The following is a 19,063-nucleotide window of genomic DNA, read 5'->3' as shown; positions in this document are numbered from 1 at the left end:
GCCATCAGGCGTTAACCAGGCACCGATGTTACATACGCTCGACGGTTTCGATACCCAGGGTATCCAGACCCAGCTTCAGGGTCTTCGCCGTCAGCTGCGCCAGCTTCAGGCGACTGTTGCGCACCGCTTCGCTCTCGGCAGAGAGGATAGGGCAGTGCTCGTAGAAGCCGGAGAACAGGCCCGCCAGGTCATACAGGTAGGCACACATCACGTGCGGGGTGCCGTCGCGGGCGACCACGGAGAGCGTCTCTTCGAACTGCAGCAGACGCGCCGCCAGCTGCGCTTCACGATCTTCGGTGATGGTCACCTGCGTCCGGGCCAGTACGCTTTCATCGATGTCAGCCTTACGGAAGACAGACAGCACGCGAGTGTAGGCATACTGCATGTACGGCGCGGTGTTACCTTCGAACGCCAGCATGTTATCCCAGTCGAAAACGTAGTCGGTGGTCCGGTTCTTGGAGAGATCCGCGTATTTCACCGCACCGATGCCGACGGCGTTGGCCAGTTTTTCCAGCTCATCGGCAGGCATATCCGGGTTTTTCTCCGCCACCAGACGGCGGGCACGCTCCAGCGCCTCGTCCAGCAGATCCGCCAGCTTCACGGTGCCGCCCGCACGGGTTTTAAACGGCTTGCCGTCTTTACCCAGCATCATGCCGAACATGTGGTGCTCCAGCGGTACGGAGTCCGGTACATAGCCCGCTTTACGCACGATGGTCCATGCCTGCATCAGGTGCTGGTGCTGACGGGAGTCGATGTAATAGAGGACGCGATCCGCATGCAGGGTTTCGTAGCGGTATTTCGCGCAGGCGATATCGGTGGTGGTGTAGAGGAAGCCGCCATCCTTTTTCTGGATGATGACGCCCATCGGTTCGCCTTCCTTGTTTTTGTACTCATCAAGGAACACCACCGTCGCGCCTTCGCTTTCGACCGCCAGGCCTTTGGCCTTCAGATCGGCCACGATACCGGCCAGCATTGGGTTATAAAGGCTTTCACCCATCACGTCCTTACGGGTCAGGGTGACGTTCAGGCGGTCATAGGTGATCTGGTTCTGGGACATGGTGATGTCCACCAGCTTGCGCCACATCTCAAGGAAGTACGCATCGCCACCCTGCAGTTTCACTACGTAGCTACGGGCGCGCTCGGCAAAGGCTTCATCTTCGTCGTAGTGCTTTTTCGCATCGCGGTAGAAGCCTTCGAGGTCCGCCAGGGCCATTTCACCGGCATTTTCCTGCTGCTGCTTTTCCAGCCAGGCGATCAGCATCCCGAACTGGGTGCCCCAGTCGCCGACGTGGTTCGCGCGGATTACGTTGTGGCCGAGGAACTCCAGGGTGCGTACCGCGGCATCACCGATGATGGTGGAGCGCAGATGGCCGACGTGCATCTCTTTCGCCACGTTCGGGGCAGAGTAATCAACGACGATGGTCTGAGGCTGCGGCTGCGCCACACCCAGACGATCGGACTGCAACGCGGCATCGACGTTCTGCGCCAGGAAGGCAGGATCGAGGAAAATGTTGATAAAGCCCGGTCCGGCGATTTCGGTTTTGCTGGCAATACCGCTGAGATCCAGATGGGACAGAACCTGCTCTGCGAGTTGTCGTGGCGCCATGCCCAGTTTTTTCGCTACGGCCATCACGCCATTAGCCTGATAGTCGCCAAACTGTACTTTCGCGGACTGACGAACCTGCGGTTCACAGTCTGCAGGTGCGCCTGCAGCAATCAGTGCCTGACTGACTTTTTCTGAGAGAAGAGCCTGAATATTCACCGGGATACCTTACATTTTTGACGCGCGCATCACGTTGCCGCGCCCGTTAACGAATTTAGGCCGGGAGTATACTGCAATTGCCCGTTGCCGTCAGCACTGGCTCAAAACAGCGGTTGGTCGCAGGCCAGCAACAGAGTAAATTAACGCTTTTGCATGACGATAAGAGTACTGATGATGGCGAACTGGCAATCTATTGACGACCTGCAGGATATTGCAGCCGATTTACCGCGTTTCACTGACGCCTTTGCGGCGCTTTCCGCTCGCCTGGGTCTGGATATCGCTCCGCTCGCGGCGGACCACATCTCCCTGCGCTGCCATCAGAATGCCACGGCGGAGCGCTGGCGGCGAGGGTTTGAGCAGTGCGGCGAACTGCTCTCGGAGAACATCATCAATGGCCGTCCTATCTGCCTCTTTAAGCTGCATGAACCCGTCTGCGTCGCCCACTGGCGCTTTACGGTGGTTGAACTGCCGTGGCCGGGTGAAAAACGCTACCCCCACGAAGGCTGGGAGCATATTGAGATCGTCCTCCCCGGCGACCCGGATACCCTGAATGCCCGCGCCCTGGCGCTGCTCTCTGATGAGGGCTTAAGCCAGCCTGGCATTTTTGTGAAAACCAGCTCGCCAAAAGGGGAGCGCGAGCGACTGCCAAATCCGACCCTGGCGGTTACCGACGGCAGCGTGACGGTGAAGTTTCACCCCTGGACAATCGAAGAGATTGTCGCCAGTGAACAATAAAGCGAAAGAGTTGTGAGGTAACGCCGTGTCGCGGGGAAAGCGGCATGGCATGATGCAAAACCCAACAGGTTATAAGGAGATTTCGTGGCATTGCTGGAGATCTGTTGTTACAGCATGGCGTGCGCCGTGACCGCCCAGGCGCATGGGGCCGATCGTATTGAACTCTGTGCCGCTCCGAAAGAGGGCGGGCTGACTTCCTCTTATGGGGTGCTGAAATCGGTGCGTCAGGCGGTGAGCATTCCGGTTCACCCGATTATTCGACCCCGCGGCGGGGACTTTTGCTACAGCAGCGGCGAATTTAACGCCATGCTGGAGGATATCGCCCTCGTTAAGGCGCTGGGTTTCCCGGGGCTGGTCATCGGCCTGCTGAATGAAGATGGTCATATCGATATGCCGCGCATGCGCCAGATTATGGCTGCTGCGAAGGGAATGGCGGTAACTTTTCATCGCGCCTTCGATATGTGTTTAAATCCGCGGCAAGCCTTTGAAAATCTCGCGGAACTGGGGGTTGCGCGCGTGCTGACTTCGGGTCAACACGCCTCCGCCGAAAAAGGTATTTCATTAATTAAGGAACTAAAAGCCCAATCAGGTGTTCCAATAATAATGGCGGGTGCTGGCGTTCGCGCCGCCAATCTGGAGACGTTTTTACGGGCAGGGGTGGAAGAGTTGCACAGCTCGGCAGGGAAGTGGCTACCGTCACCCATGCGCTATCGCAACACAGGCTTGTCGATGTCGACGGATGCCGACGCGGATGAATATTCCCGCTACGGCGTCGAGGGAGAGTCGGTTGCAGAGATGAAGGCGATAATTGCACGCTATTGTCGCTAAAACAGTTTTTACCGCGCATCATGTCGCCCAATATGATGCTTGTTTGTACCAGGCCCCTGCAATTTCAACAGGGGTCTTTTTTTATGCATTTTCCGGCGACACGGCACCGTTTTTGTAGGCCGGGTAAGGCGCAGCCGCCACCCGGCATAAATTACGGCTTGGTAGCAATCAACACTGCGCGAACCGGAGCCGGATAACCCTCAATCGTTTTGCTGCTGTCATTCGGATCGAGGAACTCGGCCAGAGATTCGGTGGTCATCCACTCGGTGCGGCGCTGTTCGTCGGTAGTGGTAGGGCAGACATCCGCGATGCGGATATCGACAAAACCGCACTTCGCCAGCCAGTTTTTCAACGCCAGCGCCGACGGAATAAAGTAGACGTTACGCATCTGGGCATAGCGATCCCCTGGCACCAGCACGGTGTTCTCATCCCCTTCTACCACCAGCGTCTCCAGCACCAGCTCACCGCCGTTGACCAGCTGATCTTTCAGCTGCCAGAGGTGTTCCAGCGGGGAGCGGCGATGGTAAAGCACGCCCATCGAGAAGACAGTGTCGAACGCGGCCAGCGCCGGGAGTTGCTCAATCCCCAGCGGCAACAGGTGCGCGCGCTGGTCGTTGCCAAGCAGTTTGCGCACCGCTTCGAACTGGCAGAGGAACAGCTGGGTCGGATCGATGCCTACCGCCAGATGGGCGCCTGCGCCAATCATACGCCACATGTGATAGCCGCTGCCGCAGCCGACATCTAGAATGGTGCGTCCGGTTAAATCAGAGAGGTGCGGCAGCACGCGCTCCCACTTCCAGTCTGAACGCCATTCGGTATCGATCTGCATGCCGTAGAGAGAAAACGGCCCTTTGCGCCACGGCATCAGGTTGCGCATCAGGTTTTCGAGACGCAGCATCTGGCCTTCGCTCAGCGGCTGTTCGCTCTCGGCGGTAACGCTGTGCAGCAGGTCGAGCTTATAGGGCGTCATCTCTGGCAGAAATTCCACCGCATTTTTCCACTGCTTAAACTGGCCGTGCAGGGATTCACGCTGCCAGGCGGCAATCTGCGCGGGCAGGGTTTCCAGCCAGTGGGAGAGGTGGTTTTTGGCAATCAGCTGATAAAAGTTACCGAAATCAATCATGCGTTACCGCCTTTCAGCGCTACCAGGGAGCCAAAGTTGAAGCACTGGAACCACAGCTCGCTGTGCGGGAAACCCGCCTTGTGCAGACGGGCTTTGTGGGTTTCAACCGAATCGGTCAGCATCACATTTTCCAGCATGCTGCGCTTCTGGCTGATCTCCAGCTCGCTGTAGCCGTTGGCACGTTTGAAATCGTGGTGCATGTTGAACAGCAGTTCGCCGACGGTGGCATCTTCGAAACTGAATTTTTCCGACAGCACCAGGGCGCCGCCAGGGTTCAGCCCCTGATAAATTTTGTCCAGCAACAGCTGACGGTCTTCGGGCACCAGGAATTGCAGGGTAAAATTCAGCACCACCATCGAGGCGTTTTTAATCTCGATATGGCGGATATCGCCTTCGACCACTTCTACCGGCGTCGGGGCTTTCCAGGCGTCAATATGGCGCCGGCAGCGTTCAACCATGGCCGGTGAGTTGTCGACGGCGATAATTTTGCAACCGTCGTGCTTAATATTACGACGAACCGACAGCGTGGCTGCGCCCAGCGAACATCCCAGATCGTAGACCTGCGTGTCCGGCTGAACAAAACGTTCCGCCAGCATGCCGATCATGGAGATGATATTAGAGTAGCCGGGGACCGAGCGCTGGATCATATCCGGGAAGACTTCAGCCACCCGTTCATCAAAGGTCCAGTCGCCCAGACTGGCGATAGGCGCAGAAAAAAGCGTGTCGCGATCTGACATAACGTAAAAATCCGGGATAAATAAAGGGGCGTATTGTGCGCTAATGCAGGGAGAAAACCAACTCCCAGGGCATATACCACAGGTTAGCCAGCACCATTAGCACAAGCGAACACCAGGTCGCGCTCATGCCGGAGCGGCGCCAGCGGAACAGACGCTGATGGAGACCATAGTAGTGCATCAGGCGCCCAAGGATCAGCAGCAGGCCGCAGACGTGCACCATCCAGGTCTCTGCGCCATTCATTTCCATAAATAACAGCAAGATCAGTGCCGCCGGGAGATATTCCACCGCATTGCCATGAATGCGGATTGCGGTTTGCAACTCAGAGAAACCTCCGTCGCCATAAGAGACGCGGTACAACATCCGCAGGCGCGCAATATCGAACGAAAACTTGATTAACAGCAACGCACCCAGTACCGCATACAGCGCGCAAACCATACAAACTCCCTGTTTTTTGGCAGATGGCACTTCTATGATAGGGGGTGAGCTCAGAAAAGAGAAGATTGCTGCGGAATTGCGGGGGCGTCGCCGATGGACGGTGCCACGGCCTGCAAGGCGTGCCAGAGAGCATCGACCAGTTGTGGCGCCTGGGCGATATCAGGGGTATGCAAAAAAAGATATGGCGTGGCGGTCTGTTCCCACTTCGCCAGAGTCTGTAACCAGACAGCAAACAGCGCCTGGTTTTGCGGCATGTTGTCGCTACCGATAAAACGCACCATCGGATTGCTGGCGGTCATCACCGCATGTACCGGCACCTTCGGTTTTTTACGCTGGGCGTCGATGATGGCCTCGTTATGCGGCACGGCGGCGTGGACCGGGCGGCTGTCGAGAACGGTGCGATTGACGCCGCGCTCATGCAGACCGCGGTTAAGCGCTTTCTCCGCCTCGCCTTTCATGAAGAATTCAGGATGACGAACCTCAACGCCATAAGTGAACTCCCGGGGCAGGGCATCGAGAAACTGCCATAGCGCGGGCAGATCGCGTGGGCCAAAGGTGGCGGGGAGCTGCACCCAGTACTGGCCAATACGGTTGGCCAGCGGCGCCAGGCGGGTAAAAAATTCTGCGGTTAAATCGTCACAGTTACGCAGCGCAGCCTGATGGGAGATGGTAGCCGGGAATTTAAAGCAGAAGCGAAAGTCGTCGTCGGTCTGCTCCCGCCAGCGCGCCACCACTTCAGGTTTAGGCAGGGCATAGAGCGTGGTGTTACCTTCCACGCAATTAACATGTCGGGCATTCGTATTTAACTTACTGATTTCAATAATGCTCTGGTGCTGCTTTGCAGGCTTTGGGGCATCTGTGGGGCAAAACTCGCAAGCCTCTGATTCAGCATCGCGATCTGCTCACTGCTGCTGTCAGCCATCCACGCCCCGTACACATTGAAGACCATCTGGGCGCTCGCATGGCCCATCTGGCTTGCAATAAAGCTGGGGTTAGCGCCAGCTGACAGTGACCAGCACGCATACGTGTGACGCGACTGATAAGCTTTCCTGTGCCTTATCCCTGCTCGCTTCTCCGCTGCATCCCACAAATCACCTATCGAGTCGACTTTGTAGATGAACCCGACATGCTGACATCTTCTGACCAGTTGAGGGTTGAAGACAAATGTACAGTCGTGGCTCTCCGTTCTGCCGTACTCGCGCAGCTGCACAGCAATGTGATGCTGCTTTCCAAGCCTGGTCATTTCCGCCTGATTCCTCAGGACGCTGATCGCGGGCTGGATAAGGTGTATGACCCTGTTTGTGCTCGCCTCAGTTTTCGGTAGAGTGAATTCGCCCAGTTTTGTATAATTACGCCTGATTGTTATTGTTCCAGCTTCAAGATCGATATCCTCCCAGGCCAGGGAGGTCAGCTCCCCGTGACGTACCCCTGTGTAAACTGCAAGTGACCACAGGTTTTTCGTCTGCTGATGCCGGCATGCATCGATCAGGCGAATAAATTCGTCACGAGTTAGCGGATCTGGCTCTGCCCTGGCTTTTTTAAGAGGTTTCATCCCCTCGAAGGGGTTTGCCTCTACGTAGCCGTGATCTGCGGCAAACTGAAACATTCCGGCAATGGTTGTCATGTAATAATTCACGGTGACAACACTTCGTCCCTTCGCCGGAGCCTTTCCCTTAACTGGCGTCTGGTGACCGGTCAGCAAATCTTTCCTGATATACAGCAGTTCCTCTTTGGTCACCGCCGACACAAGCCGATTACCCCCGATCCTGGGCACCACATTCCTTGCGACTGACTCATAACGGTTGAGTGCGTTCGCGCAGATTTCCATCCTCTTCAGATCCAGCCACTTTTCTGCAAGCTCTGACACTGTAATTTCTTTTTTACCCACCCCAAAAGTCTTGAGGTTAGGGGAATCCGGAAACTGTGCCGCATAATCAAATGTGCCTGTGCGGATGGCAAAACATACCGATGTCCGCAGCTCCCCGGCGATCTTCCTGTTCTTAGCGGTGTCAGGGACACCGAGACTTTCCCTGACACGCTTACCTTTAAAATTAAACCAGATGCGCAATGTGCCACCGTGGTTTTCGACGCCTGTTGGATATGTGACTTTATCCATTGACTCCTCCAGACGCCCAAGAGCGATATGAGATTACCTTTTTCATGGCATCAAATCACCCAGGCTGTTTGTTTTTCATTGAGGCGACCCATGCATCAACCGCTTTCCGGTTATACATGCACTCGCTGGATGGCTTCGGGGTTCCGTCCGGTGAGACGTGAAGATATTCCCGCCCGACCATCCAGCACTCCTTTCTGGCCCGGAGGATGGTTCCGGGCTTGAGCCCGGTGACCGCGATCAGCACCTTTTCGCTCACCCAATCATTCGGGACCAGCCAAACGACATCGGCAGTATCACGCATTAGTACCCTCCATTTTCTTCTCGACGCAGTTTTCCCAACCACCGCAGCTGTTGACCATTTCTCCCAACCTCGAGAAACAGGCGTTCATCCAGCGCAACCCGCGGGGCGTTAGTGATGGCACGGTTCCCCAGTCAATGAAGTCCGAATTTTTTCGACCCATATAGCGGATAAGGTCAAGCATGTTGATGTAATGCGCGCGGCGGCGATCTAAATCCCAGCTCTTTTCTTCCAGATACGAGTCGATAAAACCCCGCAGCGCTGGCTGGTCTAGCGAAATATCACCGTACTGGTGGCGATATACCGGGCGACGGTGCAGGCTGACCAGATGGAACAGGTAGGCATCACACACCCATGTCAGCGCCTGCTGGTGGGCTTCCTCCAGTGAGCCAGCGGGATACCAGAATTGCTTATTCATACTTGCGCCCCTCCGGGGTATAAATCGCTTTATCGTGGAGGTACGCGCCATTCCAGGTCTTTTTCATTGGCAGCTCACCTTTCATGTACAGCTGATACAGGCGGTGGCAGCCTTTCTCTAGCAGCACTGGCGTAAACTTCGTGAAAGCATCCTTGCCGTGCGGCGTGATCTGCGTCTGGTCTTCGGTCAGGTATTTATCACGGGCGTAGGAGGCAACGCGCCAGCGCGGATCTTTCTCTGGGTCGCGCTGCTCGTTGAAAACCCAGTCACGCTCGGACGCCCACCACATCATTTTGTTGATGTTGACGCCGTTCAGCGCCTTGCAGAATGCCGGGATCGTCATGCCTTTGGTGAAGTGCTTCTCCAGACTCTCGACGGTGGCACTGAGCGTTTTGTTTTCCAACGCAGCGGCTTCGGCTCGTTCTTCGGCCTCGATAACCATCAGCGCCAGCTCTTTACGGCTGACTGGCAGGGCAATTGCGTCACGCTGTGTGAAGTAAAACTCCACCAGGTCTTCGTGGTAACCCCATGCCTGATCAGTTTCCAGCATTTTTGCGTGATTGGCTGCGCCACGTTCGGTCCAGAGAATCAACTGACTCGTATATTTACTAACCAACCCTCTTAAAGAGGGGAGCCTTTTGAACTCCTGCAATTCAGCACCTTCCACTTTGAAGAAGTGCTTACCCTCAACGAAACGCGATTCGTTGCGAGAAAAGTTATTTGTGAGCATTTTCTCCGTGGCACCGTAACCCACTGCCATTTGCTCGGTGGTCACTACGCGCAGGCCGCGATACTCGATGATCTGCAAGTCACGGGCCGCTACTGGTGCTAATTCTGCTTTCATTGCCATCATCACTGCTCCTTAATACAAAACGTGGTTGGCTGGCATTGTTTTACCGGTGCGCAACTGGGCAGCGAGATCTACAAATATCTCGTCGAGAAACTCTGCGAACCACGAATGACCGACTTCTTTCAGGCGCTGATCGTTGGCGTAGTAGAACTGGTAAACCGCCAGATAGCGTTCCTCAGGCTTGTGCTCGATCAGTGCGCATTCCACATGCTTAATCAGCAGATTTTCAATTAGTTCCCGGGTTAAGCCGAAGGTAAACTCCTCGGTTTTAAACTGGTATTGCCCGTCTCGGAGTCCCCAGCGGTTTTCGCAGGTGATGAGATAAAGCAGGGCGACCGTACCGCGCATGGACTGGACGACGGTTTGAGCCCACTCATGCTGCTCTTCTAAAGTAAGGGAGCCTTTGCCATAGCGGTTTTCGTCAAGCATCCAACCGGGAATCGTTACGTCGGATTGCTTCTGGATTTCCTTCAGGCGAGCAACAAGCTGCTTCACGTTTTCTTTTTCAAGGTCGGTCATTTATCTTTCTCCCGGTTATAGGTTTCATGGCTCATTACTTCCCAGCTCTTGCCGCCATCGCGTGAAAGTAGCCGCCAGCGGTGATTTACCTTCAGGCTCAGATTCCCGGTGCCGATCATGCGGCAGGGGTGAATCCTCCTCGCCCTGAACTGGCGCAACACGTGAGCCGCTTTGAGGTGAACCCACTCAGGAATTCGAATTGCAGTCAGCGTCACTTTTTACCTCCGCGAGCCGCAGCTCCATGTCGCGAGCCATTTCAATAAACGTGTCCAAAGCGCAAATGTGCTCGTCGGGAGATAACCGCCGATCACACCTCACCTGCCCGTTTTCGATGTAGAGAACGACCCGGCCAGTGAAGTCAGGCAGAACATGCAGATCAATATTCAGAACCGGGCGGCAACCCGGGTTAGCGTTTTGCTGACTTAACATGCTGACCCTCCGCTAATGCTGGTTTGTGCTTTTTGGCAAAATCCACCAGCTCCTTAATGAGATCGTCGATTAACTCTTTGCCGCTTTCTGTCAGGAACTCGCCGCGGCCATTCACATCTACGGCGCTGCTATAAATTCCCCTGACCGCCTTAACCCCTTCGATATTCCCAAATTCACTCACGGCTTGTTTTTCAAATCGGCTCAACAGGCCATCGAGAAGAATCTCTGTTAATTCGATTGTTTTTATTTCGCCTTTGGGCTGATTAATAATGATGCAATTGCTGCCTGTCTTACGCAGGTGGCGGAGTAATGCAGCTTTAAGAATTCGACGCCGATATGTTTCGATTAATTTATCCATCTAAATAATCCTTCTTTGCGCGTCTTCATTCGCCAGTACAATTTTTTCCTCTGTTTCGGTCCAGGAATAAACAGAGCCAGCGAGGTCATAAGCCAGACCTAAAAGGCCATCAAGCTGGTAGCAATCGAAATCCTTATGATGGGCGTGGATAGTTTGCATAAGGAAGTTGAGCTGTTCTGCTTTGATATTCAGTGTCTGAATATCTTGTCGTTGTTGAATGGACATAATTTATCTCCCATATGCTTTCTTTAGAAAGAGATTGGCGATGTGCCAATATCCGGCGCTGCGCATTAACTGCGCTGTTTTATAAGCAGCTTTATTTACCATGATGAAAGCCTATTAAAAGAATGTAATATTCCCCAGCGATTAAGCTGTATTTATTCCAGGTTAAATTAAATGGATGGTTATTTGTTTTTGGCTTTAACAGCCTGCTCTTCAATCAACCACGCACATACATCACCAGTGAGTCTGCGCAGTAGCGAGGCAATAGCTATCACTTCGGAATCAGCCATTCGGTCTGGATAAGATTCCATCATCAGGCAAATAATTTCAGCTTGATGCGCACGTTCAGTTGCTTGCTCTAAAGAAATTTCATGCGCCATGATTCCCGTCCTTTACACCAGAAAGATAAGCAGCGGTTTGAGAAATTTTATTTGTTGCAATCGCCAATTCGGCGAGAGATGAAATAATAGTGGAAAGATTGCTGATTTTTTCTTTATCAGTTTCATCATCCTCAGTTAAAGAGAAAATATTTAAACTGATGTGATTAATAGCATCCAGCAAACTGATAGTTTTGGTATCGCAATCAGAGGCGAGATCAGCATATCCAATATCAGAGCAATTAGCTTCACTTCGGAAATCTTTGATATCTACTAACTGATAAAACTTATTGGTGGTCGGTTTAGCTGTCATTTTATTGGCTCCATTGTTTGCCGATGAAATAAGCATACGATCACCAAAATTGTCTGTCAAACATAATTATGCGTGATAAACATATTATGGGTCTAACCAACTGTTTTCGTGACTTTAAAAGATATGTTTCAAAAGCAAAAAAAAAGAGCCCTCAGGCTCTTTTGTATGTGTGGGAAGGTAGGGTTATGCGTGGCGTCTGAATTGTTGTGATTGGCTTAGAAGCACCTTTCCGCATACGTGAAGCATGTCCATCTCTGCATCAGTGATCTGCCATTCTCTGTACAGTGGATTGTCTGAAAGCACATGTAGCTGAGTCTTGATTTTCTGAAGGCGCTTAACAAAAAGATCGCCGCTAAAATCAAAAACGTATATGCCGTCACCATCGAAGTGGTTTACACCAACGTCAACAAAAATGAGATCACCTGGCTCGATTGTGCCCTGCATGCTATCGCCGCGAACGTTAATGAGCTTGACCTGATTTGCGGGCCGGTGGCCAAAGAGATTTCTCGCCTCTTCGGTAACGTACTCTATCGAACTAATAACTTCGATGAAGTCACGGGTAGAGTTGCCATTGCCTGCACTTGCAGAAACGTCCATCACATCAACTCGATACACGTCCCTTCTCCTTTCCTGCGAAAGTGAATTGATACTGTATGTATCTACAGTATCTTTTTTATCTTGGAAAGAGAATAGTTCAGAGAGTGGAACTTCTAAAGCCTCGGCAATCTTTTTGAGGCTGGCTTCACTGTAGCCCTGCATACCTCTTTCGAGCCGAGAAATGTTGCCGACGTCCCAGTCAGTCAGGGACGCCAGCTGGTTTATAGTCATTTTCTTTGCTTTTCTCAGCTCTCTAATGCGTTGCCCTACGTTCATCGAAGCACCCCCGCCAAATGTTATTTAATTTGTATTTTATACATAATTTTGCAACTCACACAACTCAACTTGCATAATATGTTTGTCGCGCATATTATGTCTTAAACACATATGGAGTTATGCGCATGTTTACTACACCGCTACGCAAAGCTCGCCTCAAAGCAAAGATGACCATTCAGGAGGTTGCATCATCCATCAAGTGCGACCCCGGTAATCTTAGTCGAATGGAGCGAGGTATACAGAGGCCTTCTCCGGAAGTTGCTGAGAAGCTGGCCAAATTGTTCAGCGCGGAGCTGACAGAAATTCAGATCCTCTATCCCGAAAGGTTTAGCCCTGATGGATATCACCCGTAATGAGCACCTGGTTATGCCTGATGGTCATAGCCAGGCGGATTCGGATTGGATTAGGCAGCAATTATTAACCCTGGCGCCAGCAGTACGGCAAAAAGCCATCCAGCGTTACGCAGCTGTGTATCAGGAAACGTTTGAGGCTGAACCCGTTTCATATCGCAAGGAGAACCGGGCAAGGCACGAAGCAAACACACGGCTTCGCCTGTTCGTAAGGAATCACGGCAGGGCATTACAGGGGTATACCGCCGAACCACCCCCGGCTGGAATGCAAGCGCGTTCTTGATTGTTCCGGGTTTAAAGGCACCCGAACAGATGCAGGCTTAAAGGTGCCTGATCAGGTTGGCAACCATCTGAACCTCATCCCCATACGTACTAGGGAAGTAGTACGTTTTTATGGGGAAGAGGGAAAGGGGGGTAAGGGGGGATTGGGTGTAGGGGTAGGAATAGGGCCTTTTCCAACAGGCGAGATCCATTGGTTAGGTAGATCTCAGTCTTAAGGGCTGAACCAAAAAAAGCGGCCGTATCAGCAAGGTAGTACGAAAGCTGAAGGCGCAGAGAAACGAGGAAGGTTCTTCCTGGAAGAGTGAATTTCAGGAGGACTGATTAAGAAGGGAGGCTGGCAACCTTTGGGGAGGCCGCCAGCCATGTGAGGGGAATCCATGAAAACCACATCACAAAATTATTATCTCATCACCGCGGGGGCAGCACAATGCAGCTGACGATCACACCGAATTTTGCACAGGAGCGCGCGCTGAATATGTTGCGCCGGAACTGGAAGGCAAACGACACCTTCATGGTGTACTCGCCAACCGGCAGCGGCAAAACGGGGCTGGCCGCTTTCATTGTCGCCGGGTTCGTCAGCCGCGGCATGCGCGTTCTGTTCTGCGCACCATACACCATCCTGATCGGTCAGACGGCCAATCGCTTTGTTGAATATGGCCTGCCGGGTGATGAAATTGGCTATATCTGGGCGGATCATCCGAATTACGATCCGTCTCTGAAAATCCAGATTGCCAGCGCTGATACGCTTATTCGCCGCGTGTTCCCTGACAACATCGATCTGCTGATAATCGACGAAGCGCACCTGCGTAAAAAACGCATCCTGCAGGATATCGAACGTCTGCGCGCTAAAGGCGTGAAAGTGATTGGCCTGTCAGGTACGCCGTTTTCACCGTTCCTGGGTAAATACTATGACCGGCTTATTAAACCTACCACCATCGGCGAGCTGATCCAGCGCGGGGACCTGAGCAAATACGAGTTCTACGCGCCCACTAAGCCGGATCTGAAAGGCGTCAAATCGGCTCCATCACTGGAGTTCGGCAGCGATTACAACGAGACGCAGCTGGCCGAGATTATGTGCGGCTCCACGCTGGTGGGCGATATCGTTCAGAACTGGCTGGAGCATGGCCGGGATCTGCCGACAATCGCGTTCTGCGTGAACGTAGCCCACGCCAATTTCCTGACCATCCGGTTTAACCAGGCTGGCGTTAACGCTGAGGTTATGACCGCCGACACCCCGGTGGAGGATCGCCAGACCATCGTTCATCGCTTTGAAACCGGCGCTACAAAGATCATCGTCAGCGTGGGCGTCCTGGTGGCCGGGTTCGACAGCGACGTTCGCTGCATTATTTACGCCAGGCCAACCAAAAGCGAAATTCGCTGGCTGCAGGCGCTGGGCCGCGGTCTGCGCACCGCGCCGGGCAAAGAGTCCTGCCTCATCTTCGATCACAGCGGCACCGTACACCGCCTGGGTTATCCGGATTCCATCGAGTATGACGATCTGCCCGGCAAATCAGATGGTATGGAAGAAAGCGCGCGCCGCGCAGCTGAAGAACGCGAAGAGAAGCTGCCACACGAGTGCTCGCAATGCCATTACATGAAACCAGCTGGTGTCTATGTCTGCCCGAAATGCGGACACAAGCCGCTGGCCGGTGAAGATATCGATACAGACACCGGGCGCAAGCTTAAAAAGCTGGGCACCGAACAGCGCCAGCCCACAAAGGCCGAGAAACAGGCCTGGTGGAGCCAGATTAAGTTTTACCAGCGTCAGCGTGAATCTTTGGGCAAAAAGCCCGTAAGCGATGGGTGGTGTAAGCACACTTTTCATGATCGCTTCGGAGAGTGGCCCAACGGCCTGAGCGACTACCCGATGGACATCACTCCTACGGTTTCGAACTTCATCAGGCACAAACAGATCGCCTTTGTGAAAGGGAAGGCTAAACGCCAGCAGGATGTAGCAGCAGAACCTGCGACTTCCCGTATTCGCCACGCGCATAACACGATTAACGAAATCAGGCAGCAGTTAGGGAAACAAGCATGAAGACGGCAGCAGCGGCTAAAGGCCAGTGGGCCATGATTTTTGAACATTATGGGCTTCCGCCGATCACCGGCAAAAACCACTTCAAAGGCAAATGCCCGCTATGTGACTCTATTGGTAAGTTCCGTATCGATGATCGTGACGGTGCCGGCACCTGGATCTGTACCTGCGGCAGCGGTGATGGATTAAAACTGGTTACGCAAACCCAGGGCAAACCCTTCAATGAGATCTGCCGTGAAATCGACGAGCTGATCGGCAATACCTTTGCTCGGGAAAAAATACCGGTCACCAGTAACGCTGGCAGCCTGCGCAAAAGGGTGATCAGTAAGTTTTCGAAGCTTGCACCGCTGCGCGGCACGTCCGGCGCTGAGTATCTCAGCTCCCGTGGTGTCTACCAGCTTCCGCAGGACGCTATCAGATTCAACGACCATGAGCGCTACGGCGGAAAGGTTTTCCAGAGCCTGTATTCACTCGCAACAGATGACAAGGGCGAGCTTTGCTATCTGCACAGAACCTTGCTGGACGGAAACCGGAAGGCTCAGTTGAAAGATTCATCAGGGGCGAAGCGTCAAAAATCACTTCAGGAAGAAAGTTACCTGGATCACGCCCGTTCGGTGGCGATCCGTATGTTCCCAGTTTCCACCACGCTGGGCATCGCCGAGGGCATCGAAACAGCCCTGTCAGCGCACCAGCTTTACGGGGTCAACACCTGGGCAACCATGACCAGCGGATTCATGAAGAAATTCCGTGTGCCGGCTGGCGTGAAGAACTTCATCATTTTTGCAGACCGTGACGTCAACAGTGCTACCGGTTTAGCGGCTGCTATGGAATGTGCTCATGCCAATTTGATGGCAAAAAACGACCTCGAAAAGGTCAGTATCTACTGGCCGGATAATGGAGACTTTAACGACATGCTCATGAACGGCGATCAGGTTCGTGAAATGGTTTTCTATAAAAAACAGCAGGTGGCCGCATGAAACTGGAAGCAGCACTTAAACATTTTAGTCCTCAGGGAATGCATATCAGCGACGACGTAAAAGGAACCTCTCCGGATCGTCTCACCGGCACTGATGTTATGGCGGCGATTGGTACCACCAGCAGCCGTGCGCGCTTCGGCCTGGCTGCTTTCTTCGGAAAGGCTGGCATCAGCAAAACAGATGAACAGCTCGCGGTTCAGGCGCTGGCCCGTTATGCGATGGATTCCGCTCCAAAGAACGTGCGTAAAGCAGCTGGTGGTGAGTTCGGCTGGTGCATGCAGGTCCTGGCGCAATTTGCCTTTGCTGATTATTCCCGTTCGGCGGCCACCAGCGCGGCGTGCAGTAGCTGCGGCGGTACCGGTTTTATGTCCCAGCTCGAGGATGTAATCAAGCACCCTGGTATTTTCGATGCAGACGGCGCTGAAGTTGTGGCCCCGAAGATCAAGCGTGAGACGGTGAAGCGTATATGCGGCACCTGTGGAGGTAAGAGAGTGATCCATGCCCGTTGCCGCTGCGGAGGTAAAGGCGAGGTCCTCGACCGTGCCGCGACGAAGGAAAAGGGGGCCCCGGTGTTTAAAACCTGTGGCCGCTGCTCTGGTAATGGCTTCTCTGTTGTCTCTTCTGCCACGGCACACCGAGCCATTCTGAAGCGTCTCCCGGATCTCCATCAGTCCTCATGGTCACGAAACTGGAAACCATTCTATGAAATGCTGGCGGACACGCTGCGCCAGGGAGAGCGGCAAGCCGCTGTAGAATTCGAGAAGGCCACAGCTTATTAATGTTTTCGGAACAAATGGCGACATTTTATTGCACGATAGCGTTGACTTTGCATAAAGTTGTCCTGTATGCTTTCCATCGTGGGATATTACGCCTGCACGACATCAAACCCGCCTCTGTGCGGGTTTTTTTATGCCTGTAATTCTTCGCGCCACGCTCGGCGCAATTCAACCACAGAGCCTTTCAGGGGTGAGCCATAGGGAACGGTCGGTGTGACTGTCTCTGTGGGCCGATCATTCCTGAGCGCTGGCTCACCCGCTAAAAGGAAAGTCACTATGTTCGGTTTCGGTAAAAAAGCCCGTAAAGCAGTAAGCGACATCAAAAAGTTCGAAAAGCGCGATCTGGCTCAGGCAGTGGTTAACGCTGCTTACCTGGTGGCTTATGCAGATGGTGAATGCGAAGCATCAGAAAAGGCGAAGATTGAGCAAGTGCTGCGCAATCAGCCATCACTGGCAGCGTTCACCTCTGAAATCAACGCCATCAGCGCAACGATCGTCGGTCAGCTGGACACCAACTTTAAGATTGGTCGCCGTGCTGCGCTGCGTGAGATTGAAGATGTTAAGCACGACACCCGCGAAGCTGAAGACGTTCTCGATGTGGCCGTGGCCATCGCAGAGGCTGATGGTGAAGTAGAGCCAGAAGAGCGCAAGGTGCTGGAAGAGATCGCCAACGTCCTCGGCCTGCGTCTGGAAAACCATCTGTGATCGGCAATCTCCGCTGGGCCGCTGCCGGGGTGCTGTTGTTCCTTGTGGTGGCAATCGACTTTACCAGCAAGATGATGTCGATTCTGGCAGACGGCGTGATGGTGGCTGGGGTGGTTGCCCTGCTCTGGCCCCTGATTAAATCCAGTAAATAACACTGTGCAAAAGGTCATTGCGATGGCCTTTGACAGAGTGACATCCAGCCGCACAGCGGCCTTCTTTCCCCTCATATTGAGAGGATTCACAGCACTGAGGGGGACCAATGTCCGATCCAATTTCCGGCACGGGGTTAGCCGGTGGCACCCTGGCGGGGGCCAGCGTTTATGGACTGCTGACCGGGACCGATTACGGTGTAGTTTTTGGCGCATTTGCAGGGGCGGTATTTTATATCGCCACGGCAGCCGACCTGGGCGCAGCACGCCGACTTGCTTATTTTATCGTGTCCTATATCGCTGGCATTCTGTGCTCCGGCCTGGTCGGGTCGAAGCTGGCTAATCTGACCGGTTACAGCGACAAACCCCTGGACGCCATTGGTGCCGTTATCGTTTCTGCTTTAGCCGTCAAAATCCTGACGTTCCTGAATAACCAGGATGTCGGCTCGCTGGTGGCGCTGATAACGCGCCGGGGAGGTTCAGGTGGTTCTAAATGACCCGACAGCAACTATTAACGCGCTGATCTGCGCTGGCGTAGTTCTTACTCTGATGTTTTACCGCCGGGGTGATTCACGGCATCGCCCGTGGGTTTCCCGCCTGGCATGGCTGATTACTGTGACGTACAGCGCCGTGCCACTGGCCTACCTTTGCGGCATTTATCCTCATTCATCGTGGGCCACCATTGGGGCCAACGTTCTTTTCCTTTTCGTGCTGGTGGCCGTCAGGGGCAACGTAGCGCGTCTGGTTGATCATCTGAGGCAATAATGAATCAAACACAATTTCAGAAGGCGGCTCGTATCAGCGCCGGGCTGGCTGCGCGCTGGTTTCCGCATATTGACGCTGCAATGAAAGAGTACGGCATAACCGCTCCGCTCGATCAGGCCATGTTTATTGCCCAGATGGGGCATGAGTCCGCCGGGTTTACGCGGGTGGTTGAAAACCTGAACTATGCAGCTGAGAGCCTGGTACCAACGTTCGGTAGTCACCGCATTACCGCACAGCAGGCCGCTGCCCTCGGCAGAACGGCAACGCAGCCTGCAAACCAGAAGGCGATCGCCAATCTGGTTTATGGGAATGAGTGGGGCAAAAACAATCTGGGTAATCAGGTGGCGGGCGATGGATGGAAATATCGCGGGCGCGGACTGAAGCAGATTACCGGGCTGAGCAACTATCGCAGCTGCGGACTGGCCCTGAAGCTGGATCTGGTCACGCACCCGGAACTGCTTGAGCAGGATGTCTACGCTGCCCGATCAGCTGCATGGTTCTTCGCATCCCGTGGCTGCCTTCTTCACTCCGGCGATGTGGAGCGCGTTACGCTGATCATCAACGGCGGCCGCAACGGGCTGGATAAGCGGCGCATTCTGTTCAACCTGGCAAAATCCGTGCTGGTGTGAG

29 protein-coding genes are annotated in these 19,063 nt (G+C 53.7%); 12 read left to right on the top strand and 17 right to left on the bottom strand.

Annotation, left to right across the window (positions count from 1 at the left end; translation table 11 throughout):
- Nucleotides 1–28: 28 nt before the first annotated feature.
- Complete coding sequence (argS, locus tag GNG29_RS14130) at nt 29–1,762, bottom strand: arginine--tRNA ligase (protein WP_103180075.1); 1,734 nt, start codon at nt 1,760–1,762, stop codon at nt 29–31.
- 174 nt (nt 1,763–1,936) lie between these two features.
- Between argS and GNG29_RS14125 the strand changes: the two genes are divergently transcribed.
- Both GNG29_RS14125 and cutC read left to right on the top strand, forming a co-directional pair.
- Nucleotides 1,937–2,497 carry a VOC family protein gene (locus GNG29_RS14125; RefSeq protein WP_156655500.1) on the top strand — a complete coding sequence of 187 codons (561 nt, stop codon included), beginning with the start codon at nt 1,937–1,939 and terminating at the stop codon, nt 2,495–2,497.
- Between the two features lie 84 nt (nt 2,498–2,581).
- Nucleotides 2,582–3,325 (top strand): copper homeostasis protein CutC, encoded by a 744-nt coding sequence (gene cutC, locus GNG29_RS14120; RefSeq protein WP_156654801.1) that lies wholly within the window; start codon nt 2,582–2,584, stop codon nt 3,323–3,325.
- A gap of 151 nt (nt 3,326–3,476) precedes the next feature.
- Here the strand turns inward: cutC and cmoB are convergent, their stop codons facing one another.
- The 16 genes from cmoB to GNG29_RS14045 all read right to left on the bottom strand — a co-directional run bounded on the left by cmoB (nt 3,477) and on the right by GNG29_RS14045 (nt 12,394).
- On the bottom strand, nt 3,477–4,448 hold the full coding sequence (gene cmoB, locus GNG29_RS14115) for a tRNA 5-methoxyuridine(34)/uridine 5-oxyacetic acid(34) synthase CmoB (RefSeq protein WP_103822389.1): 972 nt from the start codon (nt 4,446–4,448) through the stop codon (nt 3,477–3,479).
- A complete protein-coding gene (cmoA, locus tag GNG29_RS14110) occupies nt 4,445–5,185 on the bottom strand; it encodes a carboxy-S-adenosyl-L-methionine synthase CmoA (RefSeq protein ID WP_103180071.1) in 741 nt (246 codons plus the stop codon). Before cmoA ends, cmoB begins: the two co-directional genes overlap by 4 nt.
- A 40-nt stretch (nt 5,186–5,225) precedes the next feature.
- Nucleotides 5,226–5,621 carry an MAPEG family protein gene (locus tag GNG29_RS14105; RefSeq protein WP_103180070.1) on the bottom strand — a complete coding sequence of 132 codons (396 nt, stop codon included), beginning with the start codon at nt 5,619–5,621 and terminating at the stop codon, nt 5,226–5,228.
- Between the two features lie 50 nt (nt 5,622–5,671).
- Nucleotides 5,672–6,445, bottom strand: a complete 774-nt coding sequence (locus GNG29_RS14100) for a DUF72 domain-containing protein (RefSeq protein WP_156654800.1) — start codon at nt 6,443–6,445, stop codon at nt 5,672–5,674.
- Entirely contained in the window at nt 6,424–7,737 is a 1,314-nt protein-coding gene (locus GNG29_RS14095) for a site-specific integrase (RefSeq protein WP_156654799.1), read from the bottom strand. Before GNG29_RS14095 ends, GNG29_RS14100 begins: the two co-directional genes overlap by 22 nt.
- A gap of 55 nt (nt 7,738–7,792) precedes the next feature.
- Nucleotides 7,793–8,038, bottom strand: a complete 246-nt coding sequence (locus GNG29_RS14090) for an excisionase family protein (RefSeq protein WP_156654798.1) — start codon at nt 8,036–8,038, stop codon at nt 7,793–7,795.
- Nucleotides 8,031–8,453 carry a hypothetical protein gene (locus tag GNG29_RS14085; protein WP_063135773.1) on the bottom strand — a complete coding sequence of 141 codons (423 nt, stop codon included), beginning with the start codon at nt 8,451–8,453 and terminating at the stop codon, nt 8,031–8,033. Before GNG29_RS14085 ends, GNG29_RS14090 begins: the two co-directional genes overlap by 8 nt.
- Nucleotides 8,446–9,303 carry an ORF6N domain-containing protein gene (locus GNG29_RS14080; protein WP_156655499.1) on the bottom strand — a complete coding sequence of 286 codons (858 nt, stop codon included), beginning with the start codon at nt 9,301–9,303 and terminating at the stop codon, nt 8,446–8,448. Before GNG29_RS14080 ends, GNG29_RS14085 begins: the two co-directional genes overlap by 8 nt.
- A gap of 12 nt (nt 9,304–9,315) precedes the next feature.
- Nucleotides 9,316–9,822 carry a hypothetical protein gene (locus tag GNG29_RS14075; RefSeq protein WP_156654797.1) on the bottom strand — a complete coding sequence of 169 codons (507 nt, stop codon included), beginning with the start codon at nt 9,820–9,822 and terminating at the stop codon, nt 9,316–9,318.
- A complete protein-coding gene (locus tag GNG29_RS14070; protein WP_156654796.1) occupies nt 9,819–10,037 on the bottom strand; it encodes a hypothetical protein in 219 nt (72 codons plus the stop codon). The genes GNG29_RS14075 and GNG29_RS14070 overlap by 4 nt, the downstream gene beginning before the upstream one ends.
- Nucleotides 10,009–10,251 carry a hypothetical protein gene (locus GNG29_RS23400; RefSeq protein ID WP_231736530.1) on the bottom strand — a complete coding sequence of 81 codons (243 nt, stop codon included), beginning with the start codon at nt 10,249–10,251 and terminating at the stop codon, nt 10,009–10,011. Before GNG29_RS23400 ends, GNG29_RS14070 begins: the two co-directional genes overlap by 29 nt.
- Entirely contained in the window at nt 10,229–10,609 is a 381-nt protein-coding gene (locus tag GNG29_RS14065; protein WP_156654795.1) for a hypothetical protein, read from the bottom strand. Before GNG29_RS14065 ends, GNG29_RS23400 begins: the two co-directional genes overlap by 23 nt.
- On the bottom strand, nt 10,610–10,834 hold the full coding sequence (locus GNG29_RS14060) for a hypothetical protein (RefSeq protein WP_156654794.1): 225 nt from the start codon (nt 10,832–10,834) through the stop codon (nt 10,610–10,612).
- Nucleotides 10,835–11,013: 179 nt separating this feature from the next.
- Nucleotides 11,014–11,211: a hypothetical protein gene (locus tag GNG29_RS14055; protein WP_156654793.1), complete on the bottom strand. Its 198-nt coding sequence runs from the start codon at nt 11,209–11,211 to the stop codon at nt 11,014–11,016.
- Nucleotides 11,201–11,521: a hypothetical protein gene (locus GNG29_RS14050; RefSeq protein WP_156654792.1), complete on the bottom strand. Its 321-nt coding sequence runs from the start codon at nt 11,519–11,521 to the stop codon at nt 11,201–11,203. The genes GNG29_RS14055 and GNG29_RS14050 overlap by 11 nt, the downstream gene beginning before the upstream one ends.
- A 183-nt stretch (nt 11,522–11,704) precedes the next feature.
- The gene (locus GNG29_RS14045) at nt 11,705–12,394 is read right to left on the bottom strand and encodes a helix-turn-helix transcriptional regulator (protein ID WP_156654791.1); all 690 of its coding nucleotides are present in this window, start codon (nt 12,392–12,394) and stop codon (nt 11,705–11,707) included.
- A gap of 119 nt (nt 12,395–12,513) precedes the next feature.
- Between GNG29_RS14045 and GNG29_RS14040 the strand changes: the two genes are divergently transcribed.
- The 10 genes from GNG29_RS14040 (at nt 12,514) to GNG29_RS13995 (ending at nt 19,062) form a co-directional block, all read left to right on the top strand.
- Nucleotides 12,514–12,747 (top strand): helix-turn-helix transcriptional regulator, encoded by a 234-nt coding sequence (locus GNG29_RS14040; RefSeq protein ID WP_156654790.1) that lies wholly within the window; start codon nt 12,514–12,516, stop codon nt 12,745–12,747.
- Nucleotides 12,731–13,027 (top strand): hypothetical protein, encoded by a 297-nt coding sequence (locus GNG29_RS14035; protein ID WP_156654789.1) that lies wholly within the window; start codon nt 12,731–12,733, stop codon nt 13,025–13,027. The genes GNG29_RS14040 and GNG29_RS14035 overlap by 17 nt, the downstream gene beginning before the upstream one ends.
- A 426-nt stretch (nt 13,028–13,453) precedes the next feature.
- The gene (locus GNG29_RS14030) at nt 13,454–15,064 is read left to right on the top strand and encodes a DEAD/DEAH box helicase (protein WP_156654788.1); all 1,611 of its coding nucleotides are present in this window, start codon (nt 13,454–13,456) and stop codon (nt 15,062–15,064) included.
- The gene (locus GNG29_RS14025) at nt 15,061–16,038 is read left to right on the top strand and encodes a toprim domain-containing protein (RefSeq protein ID WP_156654787.1); all 978 of its coding nucleotides are present in this window, start codon (nt 15,061–15,063) and stop codon (nt 16,036–16,038) included. Before GNG29_RS14030 ends, GNG29_RS14025 begins: the two co-directional genes overlap by 4 nt.
- Nucleotides 16,035–16,817, top strand: a complete 783-nt coding sequence (locus GNG29_RS14020) for an antitermination protein (RefSeq protein WP_156654786.1) — start codon at nt 16,035–16,037, stop codon at nt 16,815–16,817. The genes GNG29_RS14025 and GNG29_RS14020 overlap by 4 nt, the downstream gene beginning before the upstream one ends.
- 273 nt (nt 16,818–17,090) lie before the next feature.
- Nucleotides 17,091–17,519, top strand: coding sequence for a tellurite resistance TerB family protein (locus GNG29_RS14015; RefSeq protein ID WP_063160072.1), 429 nt, complete (start codon nt 17,091–17,093; stop codon nt 17,517–17,519).
- Nucleotides 17,516–17,671: a DUF3927 family protein gene (locus GNG29_RS14010; RefSeq protein ID WP_156654785.1), complete on the top strand. Its 156-nt coding sequence runs from the start codon at nt 17,516–17,518 to the stop codon at nt 17,669–17,671. Before GNG29_RS14015 ends, GNG29_RS14010 begins: the two co-directional genes overlap by 4 nt.
- A 107-nt stretch (nt 17,672–17,778) precedes the next feature.
- Nucleotides 17,779–18,165: a phage holin family protein gene (locus GNG29_RS14005; protein WP_063136051.1), complete on the top strand. Its 387-nt coding sequence runs from the start codon at nt 17,779–17,781 to the stop codon at nt 18,163–18,165.
- A complete protein-coding gene (locus tag GNG29_RS14000) occupies nt 18,152–18,433 on the top strand; it encodes a phage holin family protein (RefSeq protein WP_156654784.1) in 282 nt (93 codons plus the stop codon). Before GNG29_RS14005 ends, GNG29_RS14000 begins: the two co-directional genes overlap by 14 nt.
- The gene (locus GNG29_RS13995) at nt 18,433–19,062 is read left to right on the top strand and encodes a glycoside hydrolase family 19 protein (RefSeq protein WP_156654783.1); all 630 of its coding nucleotides are present in this window, start codon (nt 18,433–18,435) and stop codon (nt 19,060–19,062) included. The genes GNG29_RS14000 and GNG29_RS13995 overlap by 1 nt, the downstream gene beginning before the upstream one ends.
- Nucleotide 19,063: the final 1 nt, after the last annotated feature.

Origin of the sequence: Leclercia sp. Colony189 (assembly GCF_009740165.1) — a bacterium.
In the GTDB taxonomy this organism is placed as follows: domain Bacteria; phylum Pseudomonadota; class Gammaproteobacteria; order Enterobacterales; family Enterobacteriaceae; genus Enterobacter.
This window is presented reverse-complemented; position numbering and strand designations above follow the sequence as displayed.